General features: G+C 72.1%; 24 protein-coding genes, 2 tRNA genes and 1 other RNA gene. 10 read left to right on the top strand and 17 right to left on the bottom strand.

The window, feature by feature from the left end:
• Positions 1-4: 4 nt before the first annotated feature.
• Together OG357_RS18550 and OG357_RS18545 are read right to left on the bottom strand one after the other, a co-directional pair.
• Positions 5-835 carry an alpha/beta fold hydrolase gene (locus tag OG357_RS18550; RefSeq protein WP_329622212.1) on the bottom strand — a complete coding sequence of 277 codons (831 nt, stop codon included), beginning with the start codon at positions 833-835 and terminating at the stop codon, positions 5-7.
• A gap of 22 nt (positions 836-857) precedes the next feature.
• Positions 858-1,835, bottom strand: a complete 978-nt coding sequence (locus OG357_RS18545; RefSeq protein WP_329622211.1) for an ArsR/SmtB family transcription factor — start codon at positions 1,833-1,835, stop codon at positions 858-860.
• Between the two features lie 94 nt (positions 1,836-1,929).
• Between OG357_RS18545 and OG357_RS18540 the strand changes: the two genes are divergently transcribed.
• The gene (locus OG357_RS18540) at positions 1,930-3,141 is read left to right on the top strand and encodes an MFS transporter (RefSeq protein WP_329622210.1); all 1,212 of its coding nucleotides are present in this window, start codon (positions 1,930-1,932) and stop codon (positions 3,139-3,141) included.
• A 56-nt stretch (positions 3,142-3,197) separates the two neighbouring features.
• On the opposite strand, the gene OG357_RS18535 is transcribed toward OG357_RS18540, so the two are convergent.
• The 5 genes from OG357_RS18535 to OG357_RS18515 form a co-directional block, all read right to left on the bottom strand.
• The gene (locus tag OG357_RS18535) at positions 3,198-3,407 is read right to left on the bottom strand and encodes a DUF4287 domain-containing protein (protein ID WP_329622209.1); all 210 of its coding nucleotides are present in this window, start codon (positions 3,405-3,407) and stop codon (positions 3,198-3,200) included.
• Positions 3,408-3,482: 75 nt separating this feature from the next.
• Positions 3,483-5,735 (bottom strand): FtsX-like permease family protein, encoded by a 2,253-nt coding sequence (locus tag OG357_RS18530; RefSeq protein WP_443066694.1) that lies wholly within the window; start codon positions 5,733-5,735, stop codon positions 3,483-3,485.
• Positions 5,732-6,406, bottom strand: coding sequence for an ABC transporter ATP-binding protein (locus OG357_RS18525; RefSeq protein ID WP_329622207.1), 675 nt, complete (start codon positions 6,404-6,406; stop codon positions 5,732-5,734). The genes OG357_RS18530 and OG357_RS18525 overlap by 4 nt, the downstream gene beginning before the upstream one ends.
• A gap of 57 nt (positions 6,407-6,463) precedes the next feature.
• A complete protein-coding gene (locus OG357_RS18520) occupies positions 6,464-6,871 on the bottom strand; it encodes a hypothetical protein (protein WP_329622206.1) in 408 nt (135 codons plus the stop codon).
• A 121-nt stretch (positions 6,872-6,992) separates the two neighbouring features.
• Positions 6,993-7,934, bottom strand: a complete 942-nt coding sequence (locus OG357_RS18515; protein ID WP_329622205.1) for an NADP-dependent oxidoreductase — start codon at positions 7,932-7,934, stop codon at positions 6,993-6,995.
• A gap of 84 nt (positions 7,935-8,018) precedes the next feature.
• Between OG357_RS18515 and OG357_RS18510 the strand changes: the two genes are divergently transcribed.
• Entirely contained in the window at positions 8,019-9,086 is a 1,068-nt protein-coding gene (locus OG357_RS18510; RefSeq protein WP_329622204.1) for an AraC family transcriptional regulator, read from the top strand.
• A gap of 157 nt (positions 9,087-9,243) precedes the next feature.
• Entirely contained in the window at positions 9,244-9,816 is a 573-nt protein-coding gene (locus OG357_RS18505) for a dihydrofolate reductase family protein (protein ID WP_329622203.1), read from the top strand.
• Here the strand turns inward: OG357_RS18505 and OG357_RS18500 are convergent.
• The 3 genes from OG357_RS18500 to OG357_RS18490 all read right to left on the bottom strand — a co-directional run bounded on the left by OG357_RS18500 (position 9,813) and on the right by OG357_RS18490 (position 12,860).
• Positions 9,813-11,468, bottom strand: a complete 1,656-nt coding sequence (locus tag OG357_RS18500) for a SulP family inorganic anion transporter (RefSeq protein WP_329622202.1) — start codon at positions 11,466-11,468, stop codon at positions 9,813-9,815. The genes OG357_RS18505 and OG357_RS18500 overlap by 4 nt on opposite strands.
• 182 nt (positions 11,469-11,650) lie before the next feature.
• On the bottom strand, positions 11,651-12,331 hold the full coding sequence (locus OG357_RS18495; RefSeq protein WP_329622201.1) for a GAP family protein: 681 nt from the start codon (positions 12,329-12,331) through the stop codon (positions 11,651-11,653).
• A 43-nt stretch (positions 12,332-12,374) separates the two neighbouring features.
• Positions 12,375-12,860: a DUF1269 domain-containing protein gene (locus OG357_RS18490; RefSeq protein WP_125746565.1), complete on the bottom strand. Its 486-nt coding sequence runs from the start codon at positions 12,858-12,860 to the stop codon at positions 12,375-12,377.
• A 215-nt stretch (positions 12,861-13,075) separates the two neighbouring features.
• Between OG357_RS18490 and OG357_RS18485 the strand changes: the two genes are divergently transcribed.
• Entirely contained in the window at positions 13,076-13,675 is a 600-nt protein-coding gene (locus OG357_RS18485) for a hypothetical protein (RefSeq protein ID WP_329622200.1), read from the top strand.
• Between the two features lie 132 nt (positions 13,676-13,807).
• On the opposite strand, the gene OG357_RS18480 is transcribed toward OG357_RS18485, so the two are convergent.
• Together OG357_RS18480 and OG357_RS18475 are read right to left on the bottom strand one after the other, a co-directional pair.
• A complete protein-coding gene (locus OG357_RS18480) occupies positions 13,808-14,029 on the bottom strand; it encodes a hypothetical protein (RefSeq protein ID WP_317597447.1) in 222 nt (73 codons plus the stop codon).
• 121 nt (positions 14,030-14,150) lie between these two features.
• Positions 14,151-14,238 (bottom strand) — tRNA-Ser (locus OG357_RS18475).
• Positions 14,239-14,563: 325 nt separating this feature from the next.
• Between OG357_RS18475 and ffs the strand changes: the two genes are divergently transcribed.
• From ffs to OG357_RS18445, 6 genes are all read left to right on the top strand, one after another.
• Positions 14,564-14,662: signal recognition particle sRNA small type (ffs, locus tag OG357_RS18470), an RNA gene on the top strand.
• Positions 14,663-14,764: 102 nt separating this feature from the next.
• A complete protein-coding gene (locus OG357_RS18465; protein ID WP_329622199.1) occupies positions 14,765-16,924 on the top strand; it encodes a DNA polymerase III subunit gamma and tau in 2,160 nt (719 codons plus the stop codon).
• Between the two features lie 61 nt (positions 16,925-16,985).
• Positions 16,986-18,236, top strand: a complete 1,251-nt coding sequence (gene purD, locus OG357_RS18460) for a phosphoribosylamine--glycine ligase (protein ID WP_329622198.1) — start codon at positions 16,986-16,988, stop codon at positions 18,234-18,236.
• 275 nt (positions 18,237-18,511) lie between these two features.
• Positions 18,512-20,401, top strand: coding sequence for a hypothetical protein (locus OG357_RS18455; RefSeq protein ID WP_329622197.1), 1,890 nt, complete (start codon positions 18,512-18,514; stop codon positions 20,399-20,401).
• A 207-nt stretch (positions 20,402-20,608) separates the two neighbouring features.
• On the top strand, positions 20,609-22,069 hold the full coding sequence (locus OG357_RS18450; RefSeq protein WP_329622196.1) for a N,N-dimethylformamidase beta subunit family domain-containing protein: 1,461 nt from the start codon (positions 20,609-20,611) through the stop codon (positions 22,067-22,069).
• Positions 22,070-22,157: 88 nt separating this feature from the next.
• Positions 22,158-23,078 (top strand): phosphoribosylaminoimidazolesuccinocarboxamide synthase, encoded by a 921-nt coding sequence (locus tag OG357_RS18445; protein ID WP_329622195.1) that lies wholly within the window; start codon positions 22,158-22,160, stop codon positions 23,076-23,078.
• Between the two features lie 44 nt (positions 23,079-23,122).
• Here OG357_RS18445 and OG357_RS18440 read toward each other — a convergent pair.
• The 5 genes from OG357_RS18440 to OG357_RS18420 all read right to left on the bottom strand — a co-directional run bounded on the left by OG357_RS18440 (position 23,123) and on the right by OG357_RS18420 (position 26,827).
• A tRNA-Gly gene (locus tag OG357_RS18440) sits at positions 23,123-23,198 on the bottom strand.
• 22 nt (positions 23,199-23,220) lie between these two features.
• Positions 23,221-23,835: a response regulator transcription factor gene (locus tag OG357_RS18435; RefSeq protein ID WP_329622194.1), complete on the bottom strand. Its 615-nt coding sequence runs from the start codon at positions 23,833-23,835 to the stop codon at positions 23,221-23,223.
• Entirely contained in the window at positions 23,832-25,088 is a 1,257-nt protein-coding gene (locus tag OG357_RS18430) for a sensor histidine kinase (protein ID WP_329622193.1), read from the bottom strand. Before OG357_RS18430 ends, OG357_RS18435 begins: the two co-directional genes overlap by 4 nt.
• Positions 25,089-25,115: 27 nt before the next feature.
• Entirely contained in the window at positions 25,116-25,880 is a 765-nt protein-coding gene (locus OG357_RS18425; protein ID WP_329622192.1) for an ABC transporter permease, read from the bottom strand.
• Positions 25,877-26,827 (bottom strand): ABC transporter ATP-binding protein, encoded by a 951-nt coding sequence (locus tag OG357_RS18420; RefSeq protein ID WP_329622191.1) that lies wholly within the window; start codon positions 26,825-26,827, stop codon positions 25,877-25,879. Before OG357_RS18420 ends, OG357_RS18425 begins: the two co-directional genes overlap by 4 nt.
• Between the last annotated feature and the right edge of the window lie 48 nt (positions 26,828-26,875).

The following is a 26,875-nucleotide window of genomic DNA, read 5'->3' as shown; positions in this document are numbered from 1 at the left end:
AGGCTCAGCCCAGAAACCCCGTCACCAGCGCGTGCAGCACCTCGGGCCGCTCCAGATGCACGTCGTGCCCCGCGCCGGGCACGCTGACCCCGTGCAGGGCTCCGGGCCGGAGCCGGACCATCTCCGCGTACTCCTCGTCGCCGATGATCCCGCCCTGCTCGCCCTGTCCGAGGACGGCGAGGGTGGGGCAGGTGACCGCCGCCCACTCGCCCCAGAAGGTGCGGGTGGCGTTCTCGTCGAGCGACCGGACCATGACGTCGGCGTCGAAGCGCGGCCACAGCCCGTCGCCGCGCTCTTCGAGCCCGTCCGCCCACCCCTCCCCGACGGCCCGCTTCCCGCCGCCGAGGTACGCGACGGCCGCCTCCCGCGACGGAAAGGGCGCGGGCCACGCGGAGAACCACTCCCCGATGGCGTCCTGCACGCCGGGGTTCGACCCGCCGGGCCCGGCCTCGACGAGGACGAGGGCGCTCGGCAGCCCGGGGTGGGCGGCGGCGGTGAGCAGTGCGGTGTGCCCGCCGAGGGACTGGCCGATCAACACGGGCCGGTGAAGCCCGAGTTCGCTCACGACAGCCACCACGTCGGCGACGTACGCGGCGCGCGAGACGTCCGCGGGCCGCCGTTCGCTGCTGCCGTGCCCGCGCTGGTCGAGGGCGACGACCCGGTATCCGGCGTCCCGGAGGGCGCGGGCGGTCGCGTCCCACTCCCCGGCGTGCCCGGCGAGCCCGTGGAGGAGGAGTACGTCGGGCCCGGAGCCGCCCCAGTCGCGACAGGACAGCCGCACGTGGTCGCGCACGACGACCCGCTCGGCCCAGCGGAACCCCAAGGAAGCAGTCATCCCCACATCCTCCCCGACCTCGCTACGGATTGAGGAGCTGGTCGGCGACGGCGGTGCGGGCGTAGAGGACGGAGCGCCCGCTGCGGTGGGCGGTGACGAGGCCGGCGTTCCGCAGGGCGATGAGGTGCTGGGAGACGCCGGCGGCGGACAGGCCGCAGTGCGTGGCGAGTTGGGTGGTGGAGGCAGGGGTGTCGAGCTCGGTGAGCAGGAGGGTGCGGGAGCGGCCGAGGACGGCGGCGACGGCGTCCGTGGCGGCGGTGGTACGGGGTTCCCACAGGGTGCCGATTCCCCGGGCGGGGTAGGCGAGTTGGGGCGGATCGGGGTGGACGGACCGGGTGAGGACCTGGGGCCAGGCGAAGGCGGAGGGGATGAGCAGCAGCCCGGAGCCGGCCTCGTCGCGGGTGAGCGCGCAGTGGCGGCGTACGAGCCGCAGGGTGCCGTCGTCCCACCGTACGGTCTCGTGGAGCTCGCTCAGGACCCGGGCGGAACCGTGCTCGGCGACCTGGCGGGCCCGGTGGAAGACGTCGGCCTCCAGCAGCTTCTGGATGCGGGCCCAGTAGGGCGCGAGGCTGATCTCCCAGTACGTGTCGACCTCGTCGGCGACCTTGCGGAGGGCGGCCTCGGGAGCCTCGTGCAGCAGCCGGCGCCGGGCCTCGTCGCCGCCTTCCGCCCCGAGCCGCCCGAGGTCGTCGCGTACCTGCTCGGGAGGGGTGCGGCGGATGGCGTCGAGCTCGGCGTCGAGGGTGGGGAAGGGCCCGGTGGGGGTGGGGTTGAGGAAGTCGGCGAGGTAGCCGTGGGCGGGGACGAGGGCGGCGAGCCAGCCGCGGTCGAGCCCGGCCCGGAGGAGGCGGGGGCGGACCTGGGCGGCCCAGCGGCGGTGGGGGGAGGTGTCGGAGTTCCGGACGAGCAGACGGAAGCTGGTGACGACCTCCCACATGGGGGAGACGGCGAAGCGGGTCTGGGCGAGGTCGGCGGCGGAGAAACGGAGCCCGGATTCCATGGAGTTACCGCCCTGCTCATCATGAAGGATCGAATGGATTCGTCCTGAGCTTAATCATTGGAGAGGGAAGCGGGGGCTCCCACAAGATCAGCCCATGCCCTCCACCTTCCGCGGTCTCCCGCCCATCGTCTGGACGATCTTCGCTGGAACGATCGTCAACCGCCTCGGCTACCTCGTCACGCCGTTCCTGGTCTTCTTCCTCGCCGCGCGCGGAGTGACCGGCACCGACACCTCGTACGTCCTCGGCGCCCTCGGCGCGGGCAACCTCATCGGCCCCGCCGTCGGCGGCATCCTCGCCGACCGCATCGGCCGCCGGCCGACGATGCTGATCGGCCTGATCGGCGCGGCGGCGGCGCAGGGCGCGCTGTTCCTGGCGCCGGGGGTGTGGACGATGGCGGCGGCGTCGCTGCTGATCAGCACGGCGGGCAGCACGGTGTCGCCGGCGGCGTACGCGCTGCTGGCCGACGCGGTCGACAGCGAACGCCGCCAGCGCGCGTACGCCCTCTTCGGCTGGGGCGTGAACATCGGCACCGCGGTCGCGGGCGTCCTGGGCGGCTACCTCGCGGCCCACGGCTACTGGCTGCTGTTCGCGGTGGACGCGGGTTCGATGCTGCTGTACGCGGTGGTCGTGGCGACGCGCCTGAAGGAACCGGCACGAGCGAAGACCCCGAAGACCAATGGCGAGCAGAAGGACGAGAAGAAGGACGGCATCGGCTACGGAGTGATCCTCCGCGACCGCCTGGCCCTGCTCCTCCTCCCCCTCTTCGGCATCCAGCTCTTCGTGTACTCGCTGACCGAGGTCGCCCTGCCGCTCGCGGTCCGCGACAGCGGCCTCTCCCCGGCGGTGTACGGGGCGATGGCGGCGGTCAACGCGGTCCTGGTGGTCGCCCTCCAGCCCTTCGTGACCGCCCGGCTGGCCAAGCTGCCGCAGCTCGTGGTGCAGAGCGCGGGCAGTGCCCTGATCGCCGTGGGCGTCGCGCTCACCGGCCTGGCCGACGGGATCGTCGGCTACACGGTGTCGGTCGTGGTCTGGTCCCTCGGCGAGGTCGTGGTCGCCGGCATCGCCGCCGGAGTCGTCGCCAACCTCGCCCCGGCGCACGCCCGGGGCCGCTACCAGGGCGCCTTCAGCTGGACGTGGGGCGTGGCCCGCTTCGCGGCCCTCACGGTGGGCGTCGCCGCCTACACGACCCTGGGCCCGAGCGCCCTGTGGTGGACGGCCCTGGTGGCGGGCTCGGCGGCATCGGTGGCGACCCTGATGCTGGCGCCGCGCGTCCACCGCCGCACGGCCCACGAACTGGCGGCCTGAGGCTGCGTCCCGCACTCGCCCTACTCGCCCTGCTTGCCCTACTTGCCCTACTTGCCCTACTTGCCCTCGGCGAGGGTATGGGCGACGAGGGCATTGGCGTGGCCGTGCCCGAGCCCGTGCTCGGCCTTGAGCCAGGAGACGAGCTCCATGTGCTTGGTGAGCGGCGAGGCCCGGATGATCTCCTGCCACTCGGCGACGGGCCGCCCGTACTTCTTCTCGATGGAGGGGAAGTAGCTGGCGGGACCCTTGGGGGTGTTCTCGGCCACGGTGATCTCCTGGGTGAAGTGGGCAACTGAAGGTAAGACCCCCACTGCACCCGGAACTCATCGCCGACCGCAAGATCAATCCCGCCGAATGTGTTCGGGATCGATGTGCCGCCGGACCATGGGTACGGAGGCGAGGGCAGCGGCGCACAGGACGCCCAGGGCACAGGCGAAGAGCAGCGGCAGCCCCTCCCAGTCCCAATGCACGGCCCCACCCCCGGTGATCAGATAGCTGGACTCGGCGAGCCACCCGGTGACGATCGCCGCCCCCAACCCCACGACCAGCGGCAACCCGACCTGCAACACCTGCACCACCCGCAAGGTCCCGGCCCGAGCCCCCAACAATGCGAGCGCGGTCACCTGCGCGCGCCGCTCCATGGCCCGATCGGCAACGGAAACGACGAACGCGGCGACCCCGATCACCAGCCCGAGCACCATCCCGACGGCCAGCAGACTCCGGATCACAGCGAGCTGCGCGAGCGAATCGATCACGATCCCGACGGGATCGACGGACGCGGTGGGCGCGATGGCCCCGACCCCGTCGAGAACGGAACGGATGGTGGCGGGGTCGGCGGCGCTGACGAGGGTGAGAGTGCCGTCGGCGTCGGCCAGGTCGGGGGGCAGGAGGGAGGGCGGTACGAGGAGGGCACTCGTGCGGAAGACGGACGGCTGGTATGCCCTCATGCTGATCCGCTCAGGAGGAACGGTGAGAATGATCTTTCGCCCGTCGCGTGTCTCGAAGGGGAATCGGTCACCAGGCTGAGGGTCCTCGGGGTACGCGGAGTTGCCGTCGTGCAGCTGCATGATCCTTCCGTCCACACAGCCTCTTGCCCACTGAGTTGTTGCGGTGAGTTGGGCACAGGTGGCGACCAGTAGGTCGACGTGCGGCCGCAAGGTGCCGTCTAGCGGATCCCATGAGCTGTACGCGGGCACCTGCATCCGCACACCAGGGACCAGTGTGAGCTGCTGCCTTTGCTTGGGGCTCAGATCACTGAGGTTGATCTTGTACTCCTGAACGGGCGCAGTCCGACGGCTGACCTGGTCCAGTTCGACGAGTACTCCCTGAGTGAGCGAGGCTCCGAACACCAGCAGCACGAGACCGGTGGCAACCCGCAACGATGACCCCGGATCGACCTCCGTACGCCGCATCGCCAACGCCACCGGCAGCGACTTCGCGGCCCCGGCCACCCGCCTCGCGAGCCACGCAGTAATCGGAGCCAAACCGAAGACGAGACCGGCACCAGTCAACAACACGGCGGCAGGAACGAGTACAGAACTCGCAGAACCCCCGGAGGGGTCGCGCCCCATGACACTGAGCACGCAGTACCCGCCGATGACACCGACCCCTGGGATCAGCAGCAGTGTCCCGTAGATCCTCGGCGGCTTGCGTTCCCCGGTCCGACGGACGTTGATCGGCGACAGAGCGGCCCGCCGCGCACTGAACTGGCCCACGACCCATGCGAGCGCCGGACATCCGAGGAGACACACGGCAATCGTTGACGCCTCGGGCCGCCCGTCCGCCGGATACCAGTGCAGCCCCGGCAACCCGACCCGCGCCATGACCTCGTTGACGCCGAGATACCCGGCGACACCGAGCACGGCTCCGACGAACGCGGCGACCATGCTCTCCCCGGCATTGACCCGCAGTGTGTCCTTCACACTGAGCCCGACGAGCCGAAGGGCGGCGAGGCGTCGGGCACGGGACTCCCCAGAGAGCCGTGCACAGACCGAGAGAAAAATGACGAGGGGGAGGAGCACGATGCACCCGAGGGTGAAGCGCAGGATGTCGAGGGTTGAGGGGTCGATGATCTGCCGCCACGAGCTGCCGGTGCCGAAGCTACCGAGCTGCTCTGCTCCGCTCAGCTCGTCCGGAGTGGTGCCGATGTAGGCGTACAGATCGTCCGAGTCGCCCAATCCCGCCGGCGCGATGGTGCCGGTTACGCGACCAGGGATAAGACCGGCTGCCCTCGGGTTGGCTGCCAGGATCTCGACCAGTTTCGGCGAAACGATCGCCTCACCGGCCTCGGGAAGTTCGTCGATGCCGGGTGGCACTGGCGTCGGCCCGGGGTTTGTGCGAGCAACGAAGACCCGATGGAGTGGCTGCGACCCGTACGGGTCCCGGAACTCACGATAAAGGGCGTTGCTACCGCCTGGCCGTGGCTCCCGGGCAGCCGTGCGAGCGTCGTGCGCGGTGAGGATCGACGGAATGGTCAGCACTGCGGCAAGGCAGGCCACCCCGAGTGCGGATCCGAGTGCCATCAAAAGGAAGCGAATCCGCCCCCTGCGCCCACTTCCCCAGAGAAGGCGGAGCCCGAGGAGAAACGCGTTCACACTGGCACCCGCTGCGTCAGCAGACCGTCCGACATCGTGTATTGCGTGTCCGCCTTTGCCGCGACGTCGGCGTCGTGCGTGACGATAACCACGGCCGTCTTCTGTCTCCGAGCCAGTTGGAGGAACTCCTCCAACACCGCAGCGGCGTTGGCGCTGTCGAGGGCCCCGGTCGGCTCATCCGCGAACACCACGTCCGGCCGGTGGACCAGAGCCCGCGCAACCGCCACGCGCTGACTCTGGCCACCCGACAGTTTCGAGGTCCTTCGCCGGACCAGCTCGCCCATTCCTAGCCGCCCCAGTACTTGGCCAGCCATGGCATGAGCATGGGTCTTACTGATCCCGGCAAGCCGGAGGGGAAGCGCAGCGTTCTCCTCCACGGTCAGCTCCGGCAACAGTTCCCCGTACTGGAAGACGAACCCCAAGCGAGTGCGACGCAGGGCACTCAGCTCTCCGTCGGGGAGAGAACCGAGCTGGACCCCGTCGAAGGTCACCGTGCCGCTGGAAGGAGGCAGAACCCCGGCAAGGCAGTACAGCAGAGAAGACTTCCCTGACCCGCTGCTGCCCATGATGGCGGCTACCTCGCCGCGCTTGAGCGTGAAATCGGCACCGCTGACCGCCTGATGCGTGCCGTAAGAAAGATCCACGCCCTCGGCGCGGAGGATGACGTCCATCGTGGTCTGCTCCCTGCAGAGTGGGAGCCGCTCATCGGCGGCTCCCAGAACCGTTGACTATCGCCGCGAGATCAGCCGCTCAGGGGAGCAGTTGTCCGGTCGCAGGGAGCCACGGTCGCGGCACACCTGCAGCCGGACTTCCTTCGTCTTCAGGACCGCGCCGTCGACGAAGACCTTGTCGACCTTGACATTCCTCCTCTGGGTGCCCGTGAGACGGCCCCAGGCATAGCCCTCAACCCTTGAGCGGAGGTACACGTTGTGCCCGTCGTCACCGTCGTCGTCCCTCAGTTCGCCCTTCACATGAAGCCCACTGGGCACCTTGCTCGTGGGCTGCCACTGGTACGTGCCGGCGAACACAACGCCTGGGTCCGTGATGATCAGCTTGTGCTCCGAGTCCGCCACCGCCACCCCCATTCCCCCAAAGAACAGCCCCGCAGCCACCACCGCAGTCGCCAACTTCCTCATGGATAACCCCTGTTTGGTCGAACCGGATCGGTCATCACAGAAAGTATCGGCATCACTACACACCGGTGACCGCAGGAACGTCCCTCCCTCGCAGCACCCCTCTAACCGGTGAACGAACCCCTCACGGCACGAGCAGCACCTTCCCCCGCACGCCCCCGGCCTCGCTCGACCTGTGGACCTCCGCCAGGTGCTCCAGTGGTCGCGTCTCGGTGATGTCCAAGGTCACCGCACCCCCGTCCACCAGGGCGATCAGTTCCTTCAGCTGGGCCACGTCATTCCTGGCCACCATGTGCCGGGACGTCACCGACCTGCCCGGGTCCGCCGGGATCGGGGTCGCTATCGAGACGATGTGGCCGCCCGGGCGTACCAGGCGGGGCAGCGTCGCGGCGTCCTCCGGCGGCATCGGGACCAGGTTCAGCAGCAGGTCGACCGGGGACCGGAGGCCCTCCGGCAGTGGGGTCGTCGTGTAGTCGATGACCCGCCGCGCCCCCTGCCGCCGCACCGTCGCCGCGCTGCGCGCGCTCGCCGTGGCCGTGACGTCCGCGCCCGCGTGGGAGGCGAGTTGGGTGACGAAGCCGCCGACTCCGCCGCCCGCGCCGTTCACCAGGACCCGCTGCCCTGCCCCCACCCGCCCGTGCTCGAAGACCGCCTGCCATGCCGTGAGGCCGGCCACCGGCAGGGCGGCGGCGTGTGCGAGCGGTACGGAGGCCGGCGCGGCCGCCAGCAGTCTCGCCGGCGCCACCGCGTACTCGGCTCCCGCCCCGCCGTCCAGCCGGCCCACGACCCGGTCGCCGATCGTGAAGTTCCGTACAGCCGCGCCCACTTCGGTGACGACCCCCGCCATGTCCCAGCCGAGCGTGAACGGCAGGTCCACCGGCAGGAAGCCGTGCAGCAGGCCCCCGCGCAGGGCCGTCTCGGTCGGGTTGAAGGAGGTCGCCGCGACCCGTACGAGCACCTCGTCCGCGGCCGGGCCGGGGAGCGGCGCGTCCTCGTAGCGGATCACGTCCGCGTCGCCGTACTGGTGGATTCGGGTGGCCTTCATCAGCGGCCTTGTTGTCGTCATGAGGTGAATCTAGGAAGGGTGAGCGAGACGATCCATGTGCCTGGATGCCTTCTTCATGCGCGTTCGTCTCGCTAGGCTCCACCCATGGATGTGTTGAGCGATGTGATCGCCGTGATGCGGTCCGGTCGCCCCCGCTCCGCCTCCGTCCGCTGGCACGCGCCCTGGGCGCAGCGTTTCGCCACAGTTCCGGGATCGGCGGGGTTCCAGGTCGTCCTGGAGGGCACCTGTGCACTGCGGTCCCCCAGCGCCGGGGACCTCGAACTGGCCGCCGGTGACGTCGTGTTCCTGCCGCACGGCACCGGGCATCTCCTCGCCGACTGCCGCGCCTCGGGGGACGCATACCGCGAGACCGCCGTCGAGGACTGCGCCCCCACCCCCTCGGCCTCCCCCTACGTCTCCGACCGCGTCGACCCCACCGGCCAAGGCGGCCCCGTCACCGAGCTGCTCTGCGGCACGTACCAGCTCGACCCCTCCCGTACGCACCCCTTGCTGCACGGCCTTCCCGACCTGATCCATCTGCCGGCCGCCCGGCCCGGTCGCCCGCCCGAGCTGGCCGCCGCCGTGGAGCTGCTCGCCGCCGAGCTGCGGCGGCCCGGGCTGGGGACGGACGCGGCAGTGCCCGCCCTCCTGGACGCGCTGCTCCTCTACATCCTCCGCATCTGGTTCGCCGAACAGGCCGCCCAGGCCGGGCCCGGGGCCTCCGGCTGGGCCGCCGCGCTCGGCGACCCGGTGGTCACGGCCGCTCTGCACGCGATGCACCGGTCACCGGGCGCCCCCTGGACGGTGGAGCGCCTCGCCGCGGAGGCGGGGCTCTCGCGGGCCCCGTTCGCCCGCCGCTTCGCCGCACTCGTCGGGCGTCCGCCCCTCGCGTACCTCACCTGGTGGCGCATGACCCTTGCCGAGCGGCTGCTCCGGACGACGGACGCCCCGCTCCGTACCGTCGCCGAACAGGTCGGGTATGGCACCGAGTTCGCCTTCTCCGCTGCCTTCAAGCGCGTCCACGGCTCGGCGCCCGGCGGCTACCGGCGGGCCGTTCGCCGCTCCGGGGGCCAGGTCGTCCCGGCAGCAGCCCAGGCTGATCCCAGACCACTCAGGCCGATCCCAGACCACTCAGGCCGACCTCAGGCCGATCCCAGGCCGATCCCAGGCTGATCCCAGACCGATCCCGGGCTGATCTCAGGCCCTCAGGCCGAAACAAGTTGGCCGAAATAGGCTCCTCTCGGATGTCGAGCGGCGTCGGCCCGCTCTCGACCCATGGGTGAGAGCGGGCCGCAGAGGCGGTGCGCGTCACCTGAAGGCAGGACCCCTCATGGCCGGGATCATCCACTTCGTGCACCAGTCCCTCGACGGCTTCATCGCCGGGCCGAACGGCGAGTTCGACTGGCCGGCCATGGGCGCCGAGCTCTCCGCGTACACCGCGGAGCTGACCGCCGGTGACACCGTCTTCCTCTACGGCCGCAAGGTCTGGGACCTGATGTCCGGCTTCTGGCCGAACGCCGAGCAGTACTCGCAGGACCCGCACGACCTGACCTTCGCGCCGGTCTGGCGGGAGGCTCCGAAGGTGGTGGTCTCCAGGACCCTCGCCGGCCAGGACCTCGGCTGGAACACCACCGTCGTCTTCGAGAACGTCGCCGAGGAGCTGACGGCGCTCGCGGAGGCCGGCAAGACCCTGGTGCTCTTCGGCGGCGCCGAGTTGGCCGCCCACCTCGGCGCGCACGATGCCGTCGACGAGTACCAGGTCGTCGTCCACCCCGTGCTCCTCGGTGGTGGCACCCCGGCCTTCCACCCCGCTGAGCGTCGTACGCAGCTGGAGCCGGTGGAGTCCCGGACCTTCGACGGCCGTTCCGTCCTCCTCCGCCACCGTGTCGTACGCGAGGGCTAGGGGGTGTCCGGCGGGGTCTCCTGGACAGGTCGTCCGGGGTCCTGGCGTCCCCGGGACGCCTCGGCAAGGGCGCGGTTCAGGGGGGCGAAGAGGGTGCCCTCGGCCGGGATGATGCCGCCGGGGCCGAGGTCCTCGTCGAGGCCGGTGGCCTTCAGGGTGCGTACGAGACCGGGTTCCGCGCCCGCGATGACGAGGCGGCCGCCGTGCCGGTGGAGCTCCGTCACGTACCGCCGGAGGAGTTTGACGACGGTCGAGGACGGGACGTCCGGGACGCCGCGCATGACGAGGACGAGCACGGCTCCCGGAGCGTCGTCCGCGCGCGGCAGAGTGGCCTCGATGTGGGGGAGTTCGGCGAAGAAGCCGATGCCGTCGTAATAGAGGACGGTGGTCTCGCCCGCCGTGAGGTGCTTCGGCGGTTCGGCCGTGTGCCAGCCGCCTTTCTCGTCGCGTACGAAGGCGACGAGGCGGGCGCGCCGGGCGGCCTGGGCGCAGTAGAGGAGGAGGGAGAGGACCGCGCCGAGCACGATGGCCTGCTGGAGCGGGAGTTGGGTGGTGGCGAGGAACGTCAGGATCATCGCCGCCGACGACAGGCGCGAGGTGCGGAGCACCAGCAGGATGTCGCGGCGCTTGCCCCAGATCAGTTCGCCGCCGACGACGAGGATCAGGCCGCCGATGACGGGCATCGGGATGCGTTCGGCGAGCGGGGCGCAGATCAGCACGATGACGGCGAGCAGGACGCCGGAGAAGACGCCGGCCCAGCGGGTGCGGGCCCCGGCGGAGACGGCGACGCCCGTACGGGAGAGGGAGCCGCCCGCGGGCAGCGACTGGAAGAGGCCGCCGGCGAGGTTGGCGAGGCCCTGGGCGGCGAAGTCGCCGTTGACGGAGGAGCGGGAGCCGTCCGGGTTGGGTACGGAGGGGCCGATGCTCGCGGCCTGGGCGAGGGCGACGAGGGCGACGGCGACCGAGCCGCCGAGCAGCTCGGGGACGACGGACAGGTCGGGCGCGGAGAAGCCGGGCAGCGCGGCCGGGATGTGGGCGATGTCCCGGACGAGCTCCACGTCCGTGCCGAGCACGGCCACGGCGACGCTCGCCAGGACCATCGCGACGAGCAGCGCGACGGGTTCGAGACGCTTCACGAGCCGGGTCGCGGCCCAGATGCCGATCGTGGCGACGGCGACGAGGGTGGCGCCGAGAGCCCAGTCGGCGATGTGGGCCAGCCAGTCGCCGAGTTGGTAGAGACGGTTGTGGCCCTGCGGCTTGTAGCCGGTGGCGTCCTTCAGTACGCCGGTGACGATCTGGAGCGCGATGCCGGTGGAGAAGCCGGTCATGACGGCGTTCGAGACGAAGCTCATCACCGCACCGAGCCGCAGCACGCCCATGAGGAGCATGACGAGCCCGGCGAGGAGCGTGAGGGTCGCGATGTTGCCGGGGTCCTTCGCGTCGAGGCCCGCGTCGGACAGGACGCTCTGGGAGGTGAGGGCGATGGCGCTGGTCAGGGTGGTGACCATGAGGACGGTACGGGCGGTGAGGGAGTCGACGATCGCGGGGACGACGCCGGCGTAGAGACCGGCGACGGGGTTGAAGCCGGCGATGGCGGCGTAGGCCATGCCCTCGGGGATGGAGAACAGTCCGGTGACGAGGCCGGATCCCACGTCTGCGGGCTTGGGCCGCCCGAGCCGGCCGAGTGGCCCGAGCCACCACGATTTACGGCCCCGCCCCGACTCACGGCCCTGCCCCGACTCACGGCCCTGCCCCGACTCACGGCCCTGCCCCGACTCACGGCCCTGCCCCGACTCACGGCCCCGCCCCGACGTACCGACCCGCCCCCGTTCCGTCACGCCGCCGCCAGCCCGCTCAGCGCGTCGCCGACGTACTTCGCCCCGAGGACCACGAGCAGCGTCGTCATGATCGCCGCGTTGTGCCGGGACATCCAGGTCTTCCAGCCGCCCAGGGTCTGCGCGGACCGCTCGCCGCCGAGGAGGTAGACGGTGAGCGGCGCCAGGGTGCAGAGGGAGCCGATCAGCACCATCAGGACGGCGGCGACGGTCTTGCCGCCTGCCGAGGCCCCGCTGCCGGCGATGGAGACGGCGCCGCCGACCGCCAGGACCAGGTTCTTCGGGTTGGCGACCGCGAGGGCGGCCGCGAGTCCGGCCGCCTTGCCGGGAGTGAACCGGTCGATCGCCTTCATCCAGCCCGGCGGCTCGGGCTCCTGCCCCTCCCGCGGGCGGTCCTTCCACTGCTTGGCGCCCATGAGCAGGAACAGGATGCCGAGCCCGAGCTTGAGCCACAGCGTCCAGTCGGCGGGCCCGTCGTCACCGGACGCGCCCGCGCTCGAACCGAGCAGGACGACGGCGGCCACGACGACGGCGAGCGAGACGACCCAACTCACCGTGAAGGCAACGCCGTTGCTGCGCCCGCGTGGGGTCGCCAGCATCAGGACGACCGCGATGAGAGGGATGGGGCTGATGGCGATGCCGACGGCCGGGGCCAGCATCTGTCCGACGGCGTCGCCCATGGAACAGCCTTCCCTTTCTCCGTCTTGCTTGCGTGAACTCGGCTCAGCTCGCGAAGACTTCGCGGAGCTTGGCCTCCTTCTCGCTGTCCAGGTTGGACTGGATCAGCTCGGCGTGGCCGTTCGGGAAGGCGTCCTTCACGCGGTCGACGACGGCGTCGGCCGACAGCAGGAACAGCGCGGAACTGCCGGGCGTGACCTTTGACTTGACCGAGTCGATGAAGTCGTCGTCGATGCCGACGTCGGCCATCTTGCCGCCGAGCGCACCGGCGGCCGCGCCGACGGCCGCGCCGAGGAGCGGCATGAAGAAGAGGAGGCCGAAGAGCATGCCCCAGAAGGTGCCGGACAGCGCGCCGGCGCCGGTGAGGTTGTTCAGCTGCTTGGTCTTCGGCTTGCTCGCTTCCTCCGGCCAGCTGACGGTGGCCGCGTCGATGACCTTGATCAGCTCCTGCTTCTGCAGCTGGAGCAGGGTGTCCTCCACGGCCCCCGCACCCTCGGGTGCATCGAATTTCCACACGGTCAACGTGGCCACGTCCAGCCTCCAGAAGATCGCCCAACGGCGCTCGGCAACAGGTAGCCCTAAGTAAATGCGGTGATCACGAATGCTGCATCTCGGGCATATGGGCGAGGTGGGGTGAGGGTGGGGTGAGGGAGGTGAGGGGTCGGCGGGACATCCGGGTTCCTCGTAGGAGTGATCACCGGTGCGCCTGCGTGAAGGGGTGCGGCGCTCTCGCCAGGGTGGCGCGCATGCACCTTCCCTTCCCTCCCTCCCCGTCCTTCTCCTCTGCTGCTCTCCGCGTGCGCCGCGTGCGGCGCGCGTTGCTCCCGTTCGTGGCCGCGGTCGCCCTGCTGGGCACGGCGGGCACGTCCGTCGCCACGGCGGCGGAGTCGTGCGGATCGATCATCACCGCCCCGCTCGCGCGGCCGGCCTCCGCCGACGAGGCCTGTCCCAGCACGGACCCGGTCGTGTGCCGGATCCGCGTCCTGCCGATGGACGAGAAGGTCGAGGCCCAGCGGACGCGGATGCGGTACCACGGGCTCCTGGAGGACATGCGCCGCACCGAGGCCAACATGCGCGAGGCGGGCTTCACCGACGAGGAGATCGCCAGGGAGCTGGTCGACATGCGGAACCAGGCGAAGGAGATCACCCGCGCGGGCATGAGCCCGGAGGAGGTCCGCATCCTGGAGGAGCGGAACCTCGCCAAGTACGGCAACCCGCTCGGCCCGAACGCCGATCAGCTGTACGCCAAGTACGGCTCCTGGCAGCAGGTCATCGACGCCTCCATGCGGACGAGCTACGCCGTCGACCGCGAGCTCAGCCTCGAGTACCGCCCCTGCCCCGTGTAGCTCTCATGTAGCTCTCCGTGTGGCCCCGGCCCCGTGTGGCTCCTTCGGGGCGGCGCAGGAAATACCAGAGGGCCGGACCGCGGGTGCGGTCCGGCCCTCTGGGGCTGCCGTGCCGTGGTCGACACAGCGGTACTACAGCTTGCTCATCTTGTTGTACGGGCTCAGGATCCGCTCCTGCAGCGAGCCGAAATCGACAAGTGCTGCGACTCCGTCCTCGATGCCGATCACTCGGCCGAGGCCGTACATGTCGTGTGTGACCTGGTCGCCCACGGCGAACTCCTTGGGCGGAGGGGCGACCGGGGCCTTGAAGGGACTGGTCGGCAAGTAGCGCTTCGGTGCTGCTGGCTTTGTCATTGCGACCAGTATGCGCCCGCGAGCCGCCGTGTGCGGCTGTCGTCCGACTGCGAATGGGACACAAACTGCTCCGAAGCAACGCCAGAGGGCCGGATCGCTGACGCGATCCGGCCCTCTGAACTGGCGGAGGATACGAGATTCGAACTCGTGAGGGGTTGCCCCCAACACGCTTTCCAAGCGTGCGCCCTAGGCCACTAGGCGAATCCTCCGGTCGGAACATTACATGACCGAGGAGGGTGCTCGCGAACTCGATTCGATCAGGGGTCGAAGCGGGGTCGGGCCGAGGTCCGGCGGAGGTCCTGCGGAAGTGATCAGAGGTGATCGGAGGAGAGGCGGAGGGAGGGGCGGAGGGGAGGTGGAGGGAGAGGCGCGGGAGGTCGTGGAGCGGTCGAGGCGAGGTCAGGGGTGGTCGAGCGGGGTCCCCAGGGAGGTTCCCCGGAGGTTTCGAGGGAGGTTTCCCGGGAGGTTTCGAGGGGTGCGGAGGGTGTGTGAGGGGGAGTGGGACGTGGGGCTGCCGGGATCGGGTACGCTGGGCGGAGCCCCTCACGCGGCGCTATCTGACTGAACTCCCCCAGGGCCGGAAGGCAGCAAGGGTAGGTTGGCTCTGGCGGGTGCGTGGGGGGCGCTTGCGTTCCCCGGCGCGGTGGATTCCGCCGGGTGCCGGAGGTGGTGGCGGCAGGGTCCCGCCCGGTGGTTTTTCCCGGGTTGTCGGTGGACGCCTATAACCTCGTATACGTGTCGTCTCTCGCGCTGTACCGCCGCTATCGCCCCGAGTCCTTCGCCGAGGTCATCGGGCAGGAGCATGTCACCGACCCGTTGCAGCAGGCCCTGCGGAACAACCGGGTCAATCACGCGTACCTGTTCAGTGGGCCCCGTGGCTGCGGAAAGACGACCAGTGCGCGGATTCTGGCCCGGTGCCTGAACTGCGAGCAGGGTCCGACGCCGACGCCCTGCGGCGAGTGCCAGTCCTGCCGCGACCTCGCGCGGAACGGACCGGGGTCGATCGACGTCATCGAGATCGACGCCGCGTCCCACGGTGGTGTGGACGACGCCCGTGACCTGCGGGAGAAGGCCTTCTTCGGGCCCGCGTCCAGCCGGTACAAGATCTACATCATCGACGAGGCGCACATGGTCACCTCGGCGGGCTTCAACGCCCTCCTGAAGGTGGTCGAGGAGCCGCCGGAGCACCTCAAGTTCATCTTCGCCACGACCGAGCCCGAGAAGGTCATCGGCACCATCCGGTCGCGGACCCACCACTACCCCTTCCGGCTCGTGCCGCCCGGCACCCTGCGGGAGTACCTGGGCCAGGTCTGCGGGCAGGAGGGCGCTTCCGTCGAGGACGGCGTGCTGCCGCTCGTCGTGCGCGCCGGCGCCGGCTCCGTCCGTGACTCGATGTCCGTCATGGACCAGCTGCTCGCCGGTGCCGCCGACGACGGTGTGACGTACGCCATGGCGACCTCTCTCCTCGGTTACACGGACGGGTCCCTGCTCGACTCGGTGGTGGACGCCTTCGCGTCCGGCGACGGCGCCGCCGCGTTCGAGGTCGTCGACCGCGTCATCGAGGGCGGCAACGACCCCCGGCGGTTCGTCGCCGACCTCCTGGAGCGGCTGCGCGACCTGGTGATCCTGGCCGCCGTGCCCGACGCCGCCGAGAAGGGGCTCATCGACGCCCCGGTCGACGTCATCGAGCGCATGCAGGCCCAGGCCTCCGTCTTCGGAGCCGCCGAGCTCAGCAGGGCCGCCGACCTGGTCAACACCGGCCTGACCGAGATGCGCGGCGCCACCTCGCCCCGGCTCCAGCTGGAGCTGATCTGCGCGCGCGTGCTGCTGCCCGCCGCCTTCGACGACGAGCGGTCGTTCCAGGCGCGCCTCGACCGGCTGGAGCGGGGCGCGGCCGTCGGATCCGGGCCCGCGCCCGTCTACACGCCCGCGCCGCCCACGCCCGCCATGGGGTACGTGCCCGGGCCCGAGGCCCACACCCCGATGGCCCCGCCCCCGCTCCCGCCCGCCCCGGCCCCCGCGCAGCCGGTGCAGCACGCTCCCGTGCAGCCCGCGCCGACGCAGCACGCGCCCGTACAGCACGCGCCCGCCCCCGAGCCCGCCCCCGTACAGAACCAGCCCCCCGCGTCCCGGCCCGGTGCGTGGCCCGGGGCCGCCGCCCCCGGCAGCGGTGCACCCGGCGCCTGGCCCGGTACGGCAGCCCCCGCCGCCCCGGCCGCTCAGGCACCCGCACCGGCCGCCCCCGCCCCCGTGCACGCGCAGCCCGCGCCACAGGCACCGGCTCCCGCGGCAAGCGCCGGCGGCGGAGACACGGCGCAGGTGCGGAACCTCTGGCCGCAGATCCTCGAAGCCGTCAAGAACAAGCGCCGCTTCACCTGGATCCTGCTCAGCCAGAACGCGCAGGTGGCCGGCTTCGACGGCACCACCCTCCAGCTCGGCTTCCTCAACGCCGGCGCCCGCGACAACTTCGCGAGCAGCGGCAGCGAGGAGGTCCTGAAGCAGGCCCTCTCCGAGCAGTTCAACGTGCAGTGGCGGGTCGAGGCGATCATCGACCCCTCGGGCGGTGCCAATCCGCCGCCCGCCGCGGCCAACTTCGGCGGCGGCCGGCCCCAGGCCCCCGCCCCCGCCTTCCAGCAGGCCCCGCCGCCCGCCCCCGCACAGGCGCAGCCCACCCAGGCCTTCCCGCAGGCGTCCGCCCCCGGTCCCGGCTTCGCCCCCGCTCCCGCGCAGGCCCCCGAGCCCGCGTACGCGCCGCCCGCACCGCAGCCCGTGGCGCCCGAGGACGACGTGCCGGAGGAGGACGATCCCGACCTCGTCGACTCCGCCCTCTCCGGGCACGACCTGATCGTGCGCGAGCTCGGAGCCACCGTTGTGGAGGAATACACGAACGACTAGGGCCGTCTCGCTCGGTGGCCCGCACAAGGGGCACCCCGGTCGGCGGGCTACCCTGGCTGGCGTGAAGGTCCTCGTCATCGGCGGCGGCGCCCGCGAACACGCCCTGTGCCGCTCTCTCTCCCTCGATCCCGACGTCACCGCTCTGCACTGCGCGCCCGGCAACGCCGGAATCGCGGAGGTCGCCGAGCTCCACCCCGTCGACCAGCTGGACGGCGAAGCCGTCGCGCGCCTCGCCACCGAGCTCGGCGCCGAACTGGTCGTCGTCGGCCCGGAGGCCCCGCTGGTCGCCGGTGTCGCCGACGCCGTCCGCGCGGTCGGCATCCCGGCCTTCGGCCCGTCCCGGGAGGCGGCGCAGCTGGAGGGCTCCAAGGCCTTCGCCAAGGACGTCATGGCCGGCGCCGGCGTGCCCACCGCCCGCAGCTACGTCTGCACCACCCCCGAGGAGATCGACGAGGCGCTCGACGCCTTCGGCGCTCCGTACGTCGTCAAGGACGACGGCCTCGCCGCAGGCAAGGGCGTCGTCGTCACCGAGGACGTCGAGAAGGCCCGGGCGCACGCCCTCGCCTGCGACCGCGTCGTCATCGAGGAGTACCTCGACGGCCCCGAGGTCTCCCTCTTCGCGATCACCGACGGCGTCACCGTCCTCCCGCTCCGGCCCGCGCAGGACTTCAAGCGCGCGCTCGACGGCGACGAGGGCCCGAACACCGGCGGCATGGGCGCCTACTCGCCGCTGCCCTGGGCCGACCCCAAGCTCGTCGACGAGGTCATGGAGAGCGTCCTCCAGCCCACGGTCGACGAACTGCGCCGCCGCGGCACGCCGTTCTCCGGTCTGCTGTACGCGGGCCTGGCGATCACCAGCCGCGGCGTCCGGGTCATCGAGTTCAACGCGCGCTTCGGCGACCCCGAGACCCAGGTCGTCCTGGCCCGGCTGAAGACCCCGCTCGCGGGCGTCCTGCTGCACTCCGCCAACGGCACCCTGGACGACCAGGCGCCGCTGAGCTGGAGCGACGACGCCGCCGTCACCGTGGTCGTCGCCTCCCACAACTACCCGGAGACCCCGCGCACCGGCGACCCCATCGAGGGCCTGGACGCGATCGCGGAGCAGGACGCCCCGCACGCGTACGTCCTCCACGCGGGGACGAAGCGGGACGGCGACGCGATCGTCAGCGCGGGCGGCCGGGTCCTCTCGGTCACCGCCACCGGAACGGACCTGGCGCAGGCCCGCGAGCGCGCGTACGCGGCGGTCGGCCGTATCCGGCTCGACGGCTCGCAGCACCGTACGGACATCGCGCGGAAGGCCGCCGAGGCCTGATCCCCCGCGGCGACACGCCGTTATTTCGTGCGGCCGTGCGGTGAACCGTACGGCCGCACGAGCGCCATCACCTTTGCCCAAAGCCATTCCATCGAGTGACGGCTCGGCCATCCGGATGACGCCCGCCACCGCCCCAACTAGGGTGCGGCGGAGGCGTTCCGGCACTTGGCCCACCGGCATTGCGATGTCAGGGGCGGGTGCCACAGTGGGGGAGTGAGCAACACCGCCACAGGCAGTCCCGACATGGGCGGTCCCGACATGGGCAGGAGGGGGTGATGGACGGCGTGTCCGGTACCGGTGCCGTTGTCGGCGAGGAGTGGGGTGCGCGCGCCGCGCGCTCCCGGGCCCTCGCCGTCCTCCGTGTCCGAGGCAGGGCCCTCGGCCTCGCCGTGCTCCCCGCCGCGGTGGCCGTCGTCCTGTACGCGGGCGGGGTCACCGGCCACTTCACCGGGACCGGCTGGGACACCGCCCGCTGGGTGGTGACCGTCCTCGCGGTCCTCGTCGCCCTCGCCGCCACGGCCGTCGCCCTCGTCGTCGCCCGCGCCCGGCCGGCCGCCACGCCCACCGTGGAGCTCTCCGAGGCCGGGGCCCCCGATCTGTACCGGCTCGTGCGGGACCTGGCCGACCGGCTCGACGTCCCCGCGCCCTCCGCGATAGCCCTGACGCCGGACTGCGACAGCTGGCTGGAGGACCGCACCCACCGGGCCCACCGCAAGCACGGAAGCAGCGCTCACCACACGTCCGACGGCGGAGCGGCCCCCGTCCTCGTCATAGGCTCGCCCTTCCTCTGGTGGATGCGGGTCGCCGAGCTCCGCGCGGTCCTCGCCCCGGTCGTCGCCGGTACGGGCCCGGCCGCCCACCCCGACATAGCCGCCGCCCGCCGCTTCGTCCGCGGCCTCGACGCCGCCGTCGCCGTCCCCGAGACCCCCGGGCTCGATCCCTTCCGCAGGCTCGGTGCCCACGGTGTCGGGCAGGTCGCCCGCGTCCTGCTGCGCGCCTGCCGAGGGCACGCCGCCGAGATGGAGCGCGGTGTCGCCTCCGCCGGTTCGGAGCGCGCGCAGAGCGTGGACTACGGCGTACGGATCGTCGCCCAGGAGCAGGTGGGCCTGGCCTACGCGGGCTGGGACCGGCTCCTGACCCGGGTCGCGCTGCCCGCCTGGCGCATGGGCCGCTGGCCCGCCAAGCTCGACGCGGGCGTGGTCTCCGCCCTGACGGAGCTCTCCCGCCGCGACCGGCTCGCGGACGGTTTCTCCTCCCGGCTCGGCGAGCGGCCGGCCTGCGACCTCCTGGAGGAGCCGGGCGCGGTCGACGAGGCGACCTCGCTGCTCGCCGCCCGCCTCTTCCACGGCGGCCCGGCCGAGCCCGGCCCCGACTGGTCGCCGGTGGAGTGGAGCCAGTACCCGGAAGAGGTCGTCGACCGGAAGTGGCGTACGGACGCGGCCCGGCTCCACGAGGTCCTCGACCGGCTGGGCGTCGCCGCCGCGGCCGCCGGGTCCCCGGCCGCCTCCGACGGCCCGACCCTGACGCGTGTGATGGCCCACCTGTCCGCCCCGCAGCCCCCCACGCCATCGACCGCACCCCCGACCACACCGCAGGTCGCGGACCCCGAACCCGGGCACGACCCCGAACCCGGCCACGACCCCGCAGCCCCGGACGACCTCCACGAGGTCTCCGACCTTCCCGACCTTCCCGACCTCCCCGACCTCGACGACGAGCCGCACGCCAACCCCGCCGCCGACGCCCTCGCCGCCGCGCTCAGCGCGCTCCTCGCGCGGGAGGACGCCGCTCGCGAGGCCCGGGCGACCGCCACCGCCGCCGAGGCGGCGAAGGCGGCGGCGACCGCCCCGAACGCCGGCACCCCGCACGCGGTCGTCAGCGGCCCGGACGGGCCCCTGCCGCTCTTCCCGCTCCAGCCGCCCCGTTCCGGCCGCGACCTGCTCGCCGACCACGTGACCGCGATGGTCTGCTGCGCCGCCGTCGACACCGCGGAGGCCACCCCCGGCCTCGACTGGCTCGACGGCCCCGCCCTCCTCGTCGGCGGCGAGCGCGCGGCGGACCTCGGCCCCCGGGTCCTCGCGCTCGTCGAGGACGGCGACCCGGAGCCCCTGCGCGCCTGGCTCGCCCGCACCGGAGTCCGCCCGGAGAAGCCCGTGCGCCTGGTCTGAACGGCCCCGAGAACCGCCTCCGGACGCGCCCCCCGGATGCGCCCCCGGAACCACCCCGTCCCGGAGGCCCGGCTTCCACTCTCGTCAATTCACGACGAACGGTGACGGAGTGCGTGCGTTATGTGATGTGCTGGAGACCGTCACTGACAAAGGCAAGAACCAGAGGCACTGACCAGCCGACCGGGGGAGTCGAGGGAGGGGCGCAGCATGGGGGCCGAGCAGATCAGACGGTGGGAGTCCGGCGCGCTGGCGCACGCCGTGAGCGATCCCTTCGGACAGGGCCCGCTGCCCTGGCTCCGCGGTTCGGAGAACTACTTCGACGACACGGGCCAGATGGTCCCCTGGTACGCGGACGAGATCCTGGCCCGCGGCCGCAGCGGCGGCCCGCGCACGGCCGACGACGTCCGGCGGCAGATCAAGGGCTTCGCCTCGACCGGGGCCGTGGCGCCGGGCGAGTCGATCGACTTCCACATCACCGTGGACCCGCCGCAGCAGTTCCTGGTCGACGTCTACCGGATCGGCCACTACGGCGGCGACGGCGCCGCGAAGATCACCACGAGCCCGCGGCTCTCGGGGATCGTCCAGCCGGCCCCGCTCACCGCCGACCGCACGGTCTCCTGTCACCACTGGTGGCAGTCCTGGCGGCTCCAGGTCCCGTCGTACTGGTCGATCGGCGCGTACGTCGCCGTCCTCACCACCGCCGACGGCTACCGCTCCCACATCCCCTTCACGGTCCGCGACAGTCACCCGGCGGACCTTCTCCTCGTCCTCCCGGACGTGACCTGGCAGGCGTACAACCTCTATCCGGAGGACGGTCGCACCGGCGCCAGCCTCTACCACGCCTGGGACGAGGAGGGCCGGCTGCTCGGCGAGGAGGACGCGGCCGTCACCGTCTCCTTCGACCGCCCGTACGCGGGCGCGGGCCTGCCCCTCCACGTCGGCCACGCCTACGACTTCATCCGCTGGGCCGAGCGGTACGGCTACGACCTCGCCTACGCGGAGACCCGTGACCTGCACGCGGGCCGGGTCGACCCCAGCCGCTACCGGGGCCTGGTCTTCCCGGGCCACGACGAGTACTGGTCGGCGCCGATGCGGCGGACCGCCGAACTGGCCCGCGACCAGGGCACGTCCCTCGTCTTCCTCTCCGCCAACACCATGTACTGGCAGGTGGAGCTGGGCCCGTCCCCGTCGGGGGTGCCGGACCGCCTCCTCACCTGCCGCAAGCGGCGCGGCCCGGGCCGCCCCGCCCTCTGGCGCGAGGTCGACCGGCCCGAGCAGCGGCTCCTCGGCATCCAGTACGCGGGCCGGGTGCCCGAACCGCACCCGCTGATCGTACGGAACGCCGAGCACTGGCTCTGGGAGGCCACCGGCGCCGGCGACGGCGACGAGCTCCCCGGCCTGGTCGCGGGCGAGGCCGACCGCTACTTCCCGCGCACCGCGCTCCCCGAGCACCAGGGCCGCATCCTGCTGGCCCACTCTCCCTACCGGGACGGCGACGGAGCGGTCCGCCACCAGGAGACCTCGCTCTACAAGGCGCCCTCCGGTGCCTGGGTCTTCGCCTCCGGCACCTTCGCCTGGTCTCCGGCGCTCGACCGTCCGGGCCATGTCGACGCCCGGGTCCAGCGCGCCACCGCGAACCTCCTCGACCGGATCTGCAAGAGGGACTGAGCGGGGAGTCACAGGGCCTGGCGGCCGGGGCCGCCCGGATGTGCGAGAGAATCGGACTCGCTCCTGGATCAACCTACGCGGAGGAACCGTGTCCGGATTCGTAGAAAAGCCCGAGCCTGTGCAGGTCCCGGGCCTCACCCATCTCCACACGGGCAAGGTCCGCGACCTGTACCGGAACGAGGCAGGCGACCTCGTCATGGTGGCGAGCGACCGCATGTCCGCGTACGACTGGGTCCTGCCCAGCGAGATCCCCGACAAGGGCCGGGTCCTCACCCAGCTCTCCCTGTGGTGGTTCGACCAGCTCTCCGACCTGGTCCCGCACCACGTCCTCTCCACCGAGCTGCCGGCCGGCGCCCCCGCCGACTGGGCGGGCCGCACCACGGTCTGCAAGTCGCTGAACATGGTCCCGGTCGAGTGCGTCGCCCGCGGCTACCTCACCGGCTCCGGCCTCGTCGAGTACAACGAGTCCCGCACGGTCTGCGGCGTCGCGCTCCCCGAGGGCCTCAGCGACGGCTCCGAGCTGCCCGCCCCGATCTTCACCCCGGCCACCAAGGCCGCGGTCGGCGACCACGACGAGAACGTCTCGTACGAGGAGGTCGCCCGCCAGGTCGGCGCCGAGACAGCGGCGGAGCTGCGCCGGACGACCCTCGCCGTGTACTCCCGAGCCCGGGACATCGCCCGCGAGCGCGGACTCATCCTGGCCGACACCAAGTTCGAGTTCGGCTTCGAGAGCACCCCGGACGGCGACCGGCTCGTCCTCGCCGACGAGGTCCTGACCCCGGACTCCTCGCGCTTCTGGCCGGCCGACCAGTGGCAGCCGGGCCGCACCCAGCCCTCGTACGACAAGCAGTTCGTGCGGAACTGGCTGACGTCCCCGGCCTCGGGCTGGGACCGCAAGAGCGAGACGCCGCCGCCGCCGCTCCCGCAGGAGATCGTCGACGCGACGCGCGCCAAGTACCTGGAGGCGTACGAGCTGCTGACCGGCAAGACCTGGTCCGACAGCTTCTAGGCACGAGAAAGCCCCCCGGTCGGATCGACCGGGGGGCTTCTTCATGGAGCGGACGACGAGATTCGAACTCGCGACCCTCACCTTGGCAAGGTGATGCTCTACCAACTGAGCCACGTCCGCATGCGCCGTAGCGCGGGGCTAACTATACCCATCCTTTCGCCTGCGCGAGACGCACGGCCGTGTGACGGTTCTCGGCACCGAGCTTCGCGGCGGCCGAGGAGAGGTAGTTCCGGACGGTTCCGGGGGAGAGGGAGGCGCGCCGGGCGATCTCCGCGACGGGGGCTCCGTCGGCGGAGAATTCGAGGACCTCGGCCTCCCGGGCGGTCAGCGGGGAGTCCCCGGCGGCGATCGCGTCGGACGCCAACTCGGGGTCCACGTAACGGTTTCCGGCGTGCACGGTACGGATGATCTCGGCGAGCCGCTGGGCGCTGACGGTCTTCGGGACGAAGCCCCGGACGCCGGCGGAGAGGGCCCGCTTGAGGTGTCCCGGACGGCCGTGACCGGTCACGATCATGGTGCGGCAGCCGGGCAGTTCGTCCCGCAGGACCGTGGCGACCGTCACACCGTCCGCGCCCGGCATCTGCAGGTCGAGCACGGCGACGTCGGGCCGGTGGGCGCGGGCCATGGCGAGTGCCTCGGGCCCGGTCGCGGCCTCGGCGACGACGACGAGGTCGTCCTCCAGGCCGAGCAGCGCGGCGAGCGCGCCGCGGATCAGATGCTCGTCGTCGGCGAGCAGGAGACGTACGGGCGGGGTCACCCGGTCACCTCCGTACGGGGCACGGGCACCCGGGCCGTCACCCGGAACGTACCGCCGTCGCCGGGCCCGGCCTCCAGGGTCCCGCCGACGGCAGCGAGCCGCTCCCGGAGCCCGGCGAGCCCCGAACCGGGCGCGCCGCCGGGCCCGGAAGGGCTCCCCACCCCGTCGTTCTCCACCGTCAGCAGCACCGCACCCTCCTTCTCGCGGACGGCGATCGCGCAGCGCCGCGCGTCCCCGTGTCTCAGTACGTTCGTCGTGGCCTCCCGGACCACCCACCCGAGCGCCGACTGCACGTCACCGGGCAGCACGAGCCCGGAGGAACCGGCGGAGGAGCGGAAGGGGGACCGGACGTCACAGTCGATCCCGGCCGCGTCGAGGACACCCCGCGCGCCCTCCAGCTCCACGCGCAGGTCCGCCTCGCGGTAGCCGCGTACGACGTCCCGCACTTCCCGCTGGGACTCCCGGGCGATGCGCTGCACCTCGATCATCTGGTCGACGGCCTCCGGCCGTTCCCGCCGCGCGAGCTGCACGGCGAGCTCGCTCTTGAGGGCGATCACGGACAGGTTCCGGCCGAGGATGTCGTGCAGGTCCCGCCCGAACCGCAGCCGCTCCTCGGCGACGGCGAGCCGGGCCTGCACGTCCCGGGAGCGCTCCAGCTCCCAGACGATCTTCATCAGCCAGGCGGAGAATCCGCAGGCGGCGGCGAGGCCGCCACCGCCCAGGGTGATCCCGATCACGTAGCCGAGGCCTTCGCCCGGGTGGGCGCCCATCGCCACGACCGCGGTGCCGGTCGCGAGCCCGGCGGCCGGGACGACGTACAGCATGCGCCGGGGCCGGCGCGCGCAGAGCACGAGGCCGCCCATGGCGAAGGTGACCAGGCCGGTGACGACGGCGGCGACGACCGAGGGGTCGTCCAGCACGCCCGTGGCCCGCAGCGCGAGCACCGTCAGCGAACCGCTCGCGGTCAGGAGGATCATCGCGGTCGCGAGCCCGACCGGCCGGTCACGCCGGTCCAGGGCCCAGTCCAGGGCGCGTGAGGAGAGCACGGCGTTCAGCACGGCGTGCGCGCAGACCAGCAGTGTCAGGGCGAGCCCGAGGGGGGTGACGAGCGGGTTGTACCGGGAGTCCGCGACCGGTACCAGGCCGATGGCGGCGATCTCGATCACCAGGAAGAAGTGGAAGCTCCACCGGGTGTACAGCTCGACCTTGGCCGCACTGCCGCGCCCGCTCCACCACCCCGTCAGCCTGGACACGCGCCCGGCCCCCCTTCCGCCCCTGATTCACCTGCGGGGTTCCCAGCGGAACCACCTGCGGACAGCAAACACGGTGAGGACGCCCCAGGCCAGTGTGGTGAGCGCGGCGGTCATGAGGTCCTTGGTGTCGCCGACGCCGAGCCACCCGGCCCGGACGAACTCCATGACTCCGCTGAACGGCAGCAGTCGGGCGATGTTCGCGGCCGGGTCCGGAAGGACGTCGAGCGGGACCATCAGCCCCGAGCCCATGGCCGAGATCAGGAAGAACGGCAGGGTGGTGAGGCCCGCGCTCTCGACGTTCCGCGTGATGGCGGTGGTCGCGGCGGCCAGTCCGGCGAGCATCAGGATCGCGGCGAGCAGGCCGAGCACGAGCAGGTCCGGCCGCCGGGGCGCGGGGACGTCGAGGACGAGGACGCCGCCGACGGCGAGGACGGCGCACTGGACGAGCGCGATGGCGGCGGACGGGAGCGCGGCGCCGCCGAGGATCTCCAGGTCGGTCGCCTCGCCCGTGCGCAGCCGCTTGAGGACGAGCTCCTCGCGCCGGGCCACGAGCGCGGAGACGAGGCCCATGTAGACGACGAGGACGAGGACAAGCCCCGTCCCGCCGATGACGGTGGTTCCCGCCATGCCGCCGGGCAGCTCGTCCGTACTCATCTGCCCGAGCGAGGACCGCAGCACGAAGATCATCATCAGCGGCATCAGGAGGGCGATGAAGAGATTGTTCTTGTTCCGCCCGAGGAGGGTCAGCTCGGCCCGTCCGAGCGAGGTCATCCGGCGTGCGGTCGCGTTCATCGGGCGGTCTCCAGGTCCACGTTCCGGTCCATGTCCAGGTCCAGGGCGTCGTCGGCGCGGGAGGCGATCTCCAGGAACGCCTCTTCGAGGGAGGCGGACCGCGCGTCGAGCCCGTCGAGGCGTACGCCGTTCTCCCGGGCCCAGCCGAGGAGCGTGGCGAGGTCGTCCTGCAACGCGTGCGTACGGATCTCCACGCGCGGGCCGTGAGCGGCGGCCTTCAGCGCGAGCGGCAGCCGGGCGGGCGCGACTCCCTCGGGGAGGGCGAAGCGGATCCGGGCGGGCCGGGCGGCGGTGACCTCGGCCGGGGTGCCGGAGAGCACGATCCGCCCCCGGTGCATGATCGCGAGCCGGTCGGCCAGGGACTCGGCCTCCTCCAGGTAGTGCGTGGTGAGGAGCACGGTCGTCCCCTCGTCGCGCAGCGCCCGCACCAGTTCCCAGGTGTCGTGCCGCCCTTCCGCGTCGAGTCCGGTGGTCGGCTCGTCGAGGAAGAGGACCTCGGGGCGGCCGAGGAGCGCGAGGGCGAGGTCGAGGCGCCGCCGCTCGCCGCCGGAGAGCTGCTTGATCCGGACCCTGTCGCGGGAGCCGAGTCCGACGGCCTCCAGCGCCTCGCCGGCGGGCCGGGCGCCGGTGGTGCAGCCCGCCCACATCCGTACGGTTTCGGCCACGGTGAGATCGCTGGGGAAGCCGCCCTCCTGGAGCATCACCCCGATCCGCGGCCGGACGGCGGCCCGTTCGCGGTACGGGTCGTGGCCGAGGACGCGGGCGGTTCCGGCGCTGGGGGCGGCGAGGCCCTCCAGGAGTTCGACGGTGGAGGTCTTGCCGGCGCCGTTGGTGCCGAGCAGGGCGAAGATCTCGCCGTGGGGGACGGTGAAGGAGATGCCGCGCACGGCCTCGAAGCCGCCGGAGTAGGCGCGGCGCAGGCCTTCCGCTTCGATCGCGTTGGTCATGTGACCAGCCTCGCGGCGGCCGGGGCCGTCCGGCAGTGCGCGCTGTCA

Origin of the sequence: Streptomyces sp. NBC_01255 (assembly GCF_036226445.1) — a bacterium.
Lineage (GTDB): Bacteria > Actinomycetota > Actinomycetes > Streptomycetales > Streptomycetaceae > Streptomyces.
This window is presented reverse-complemented; position numbering and strand designations above follow the sequence as displayed.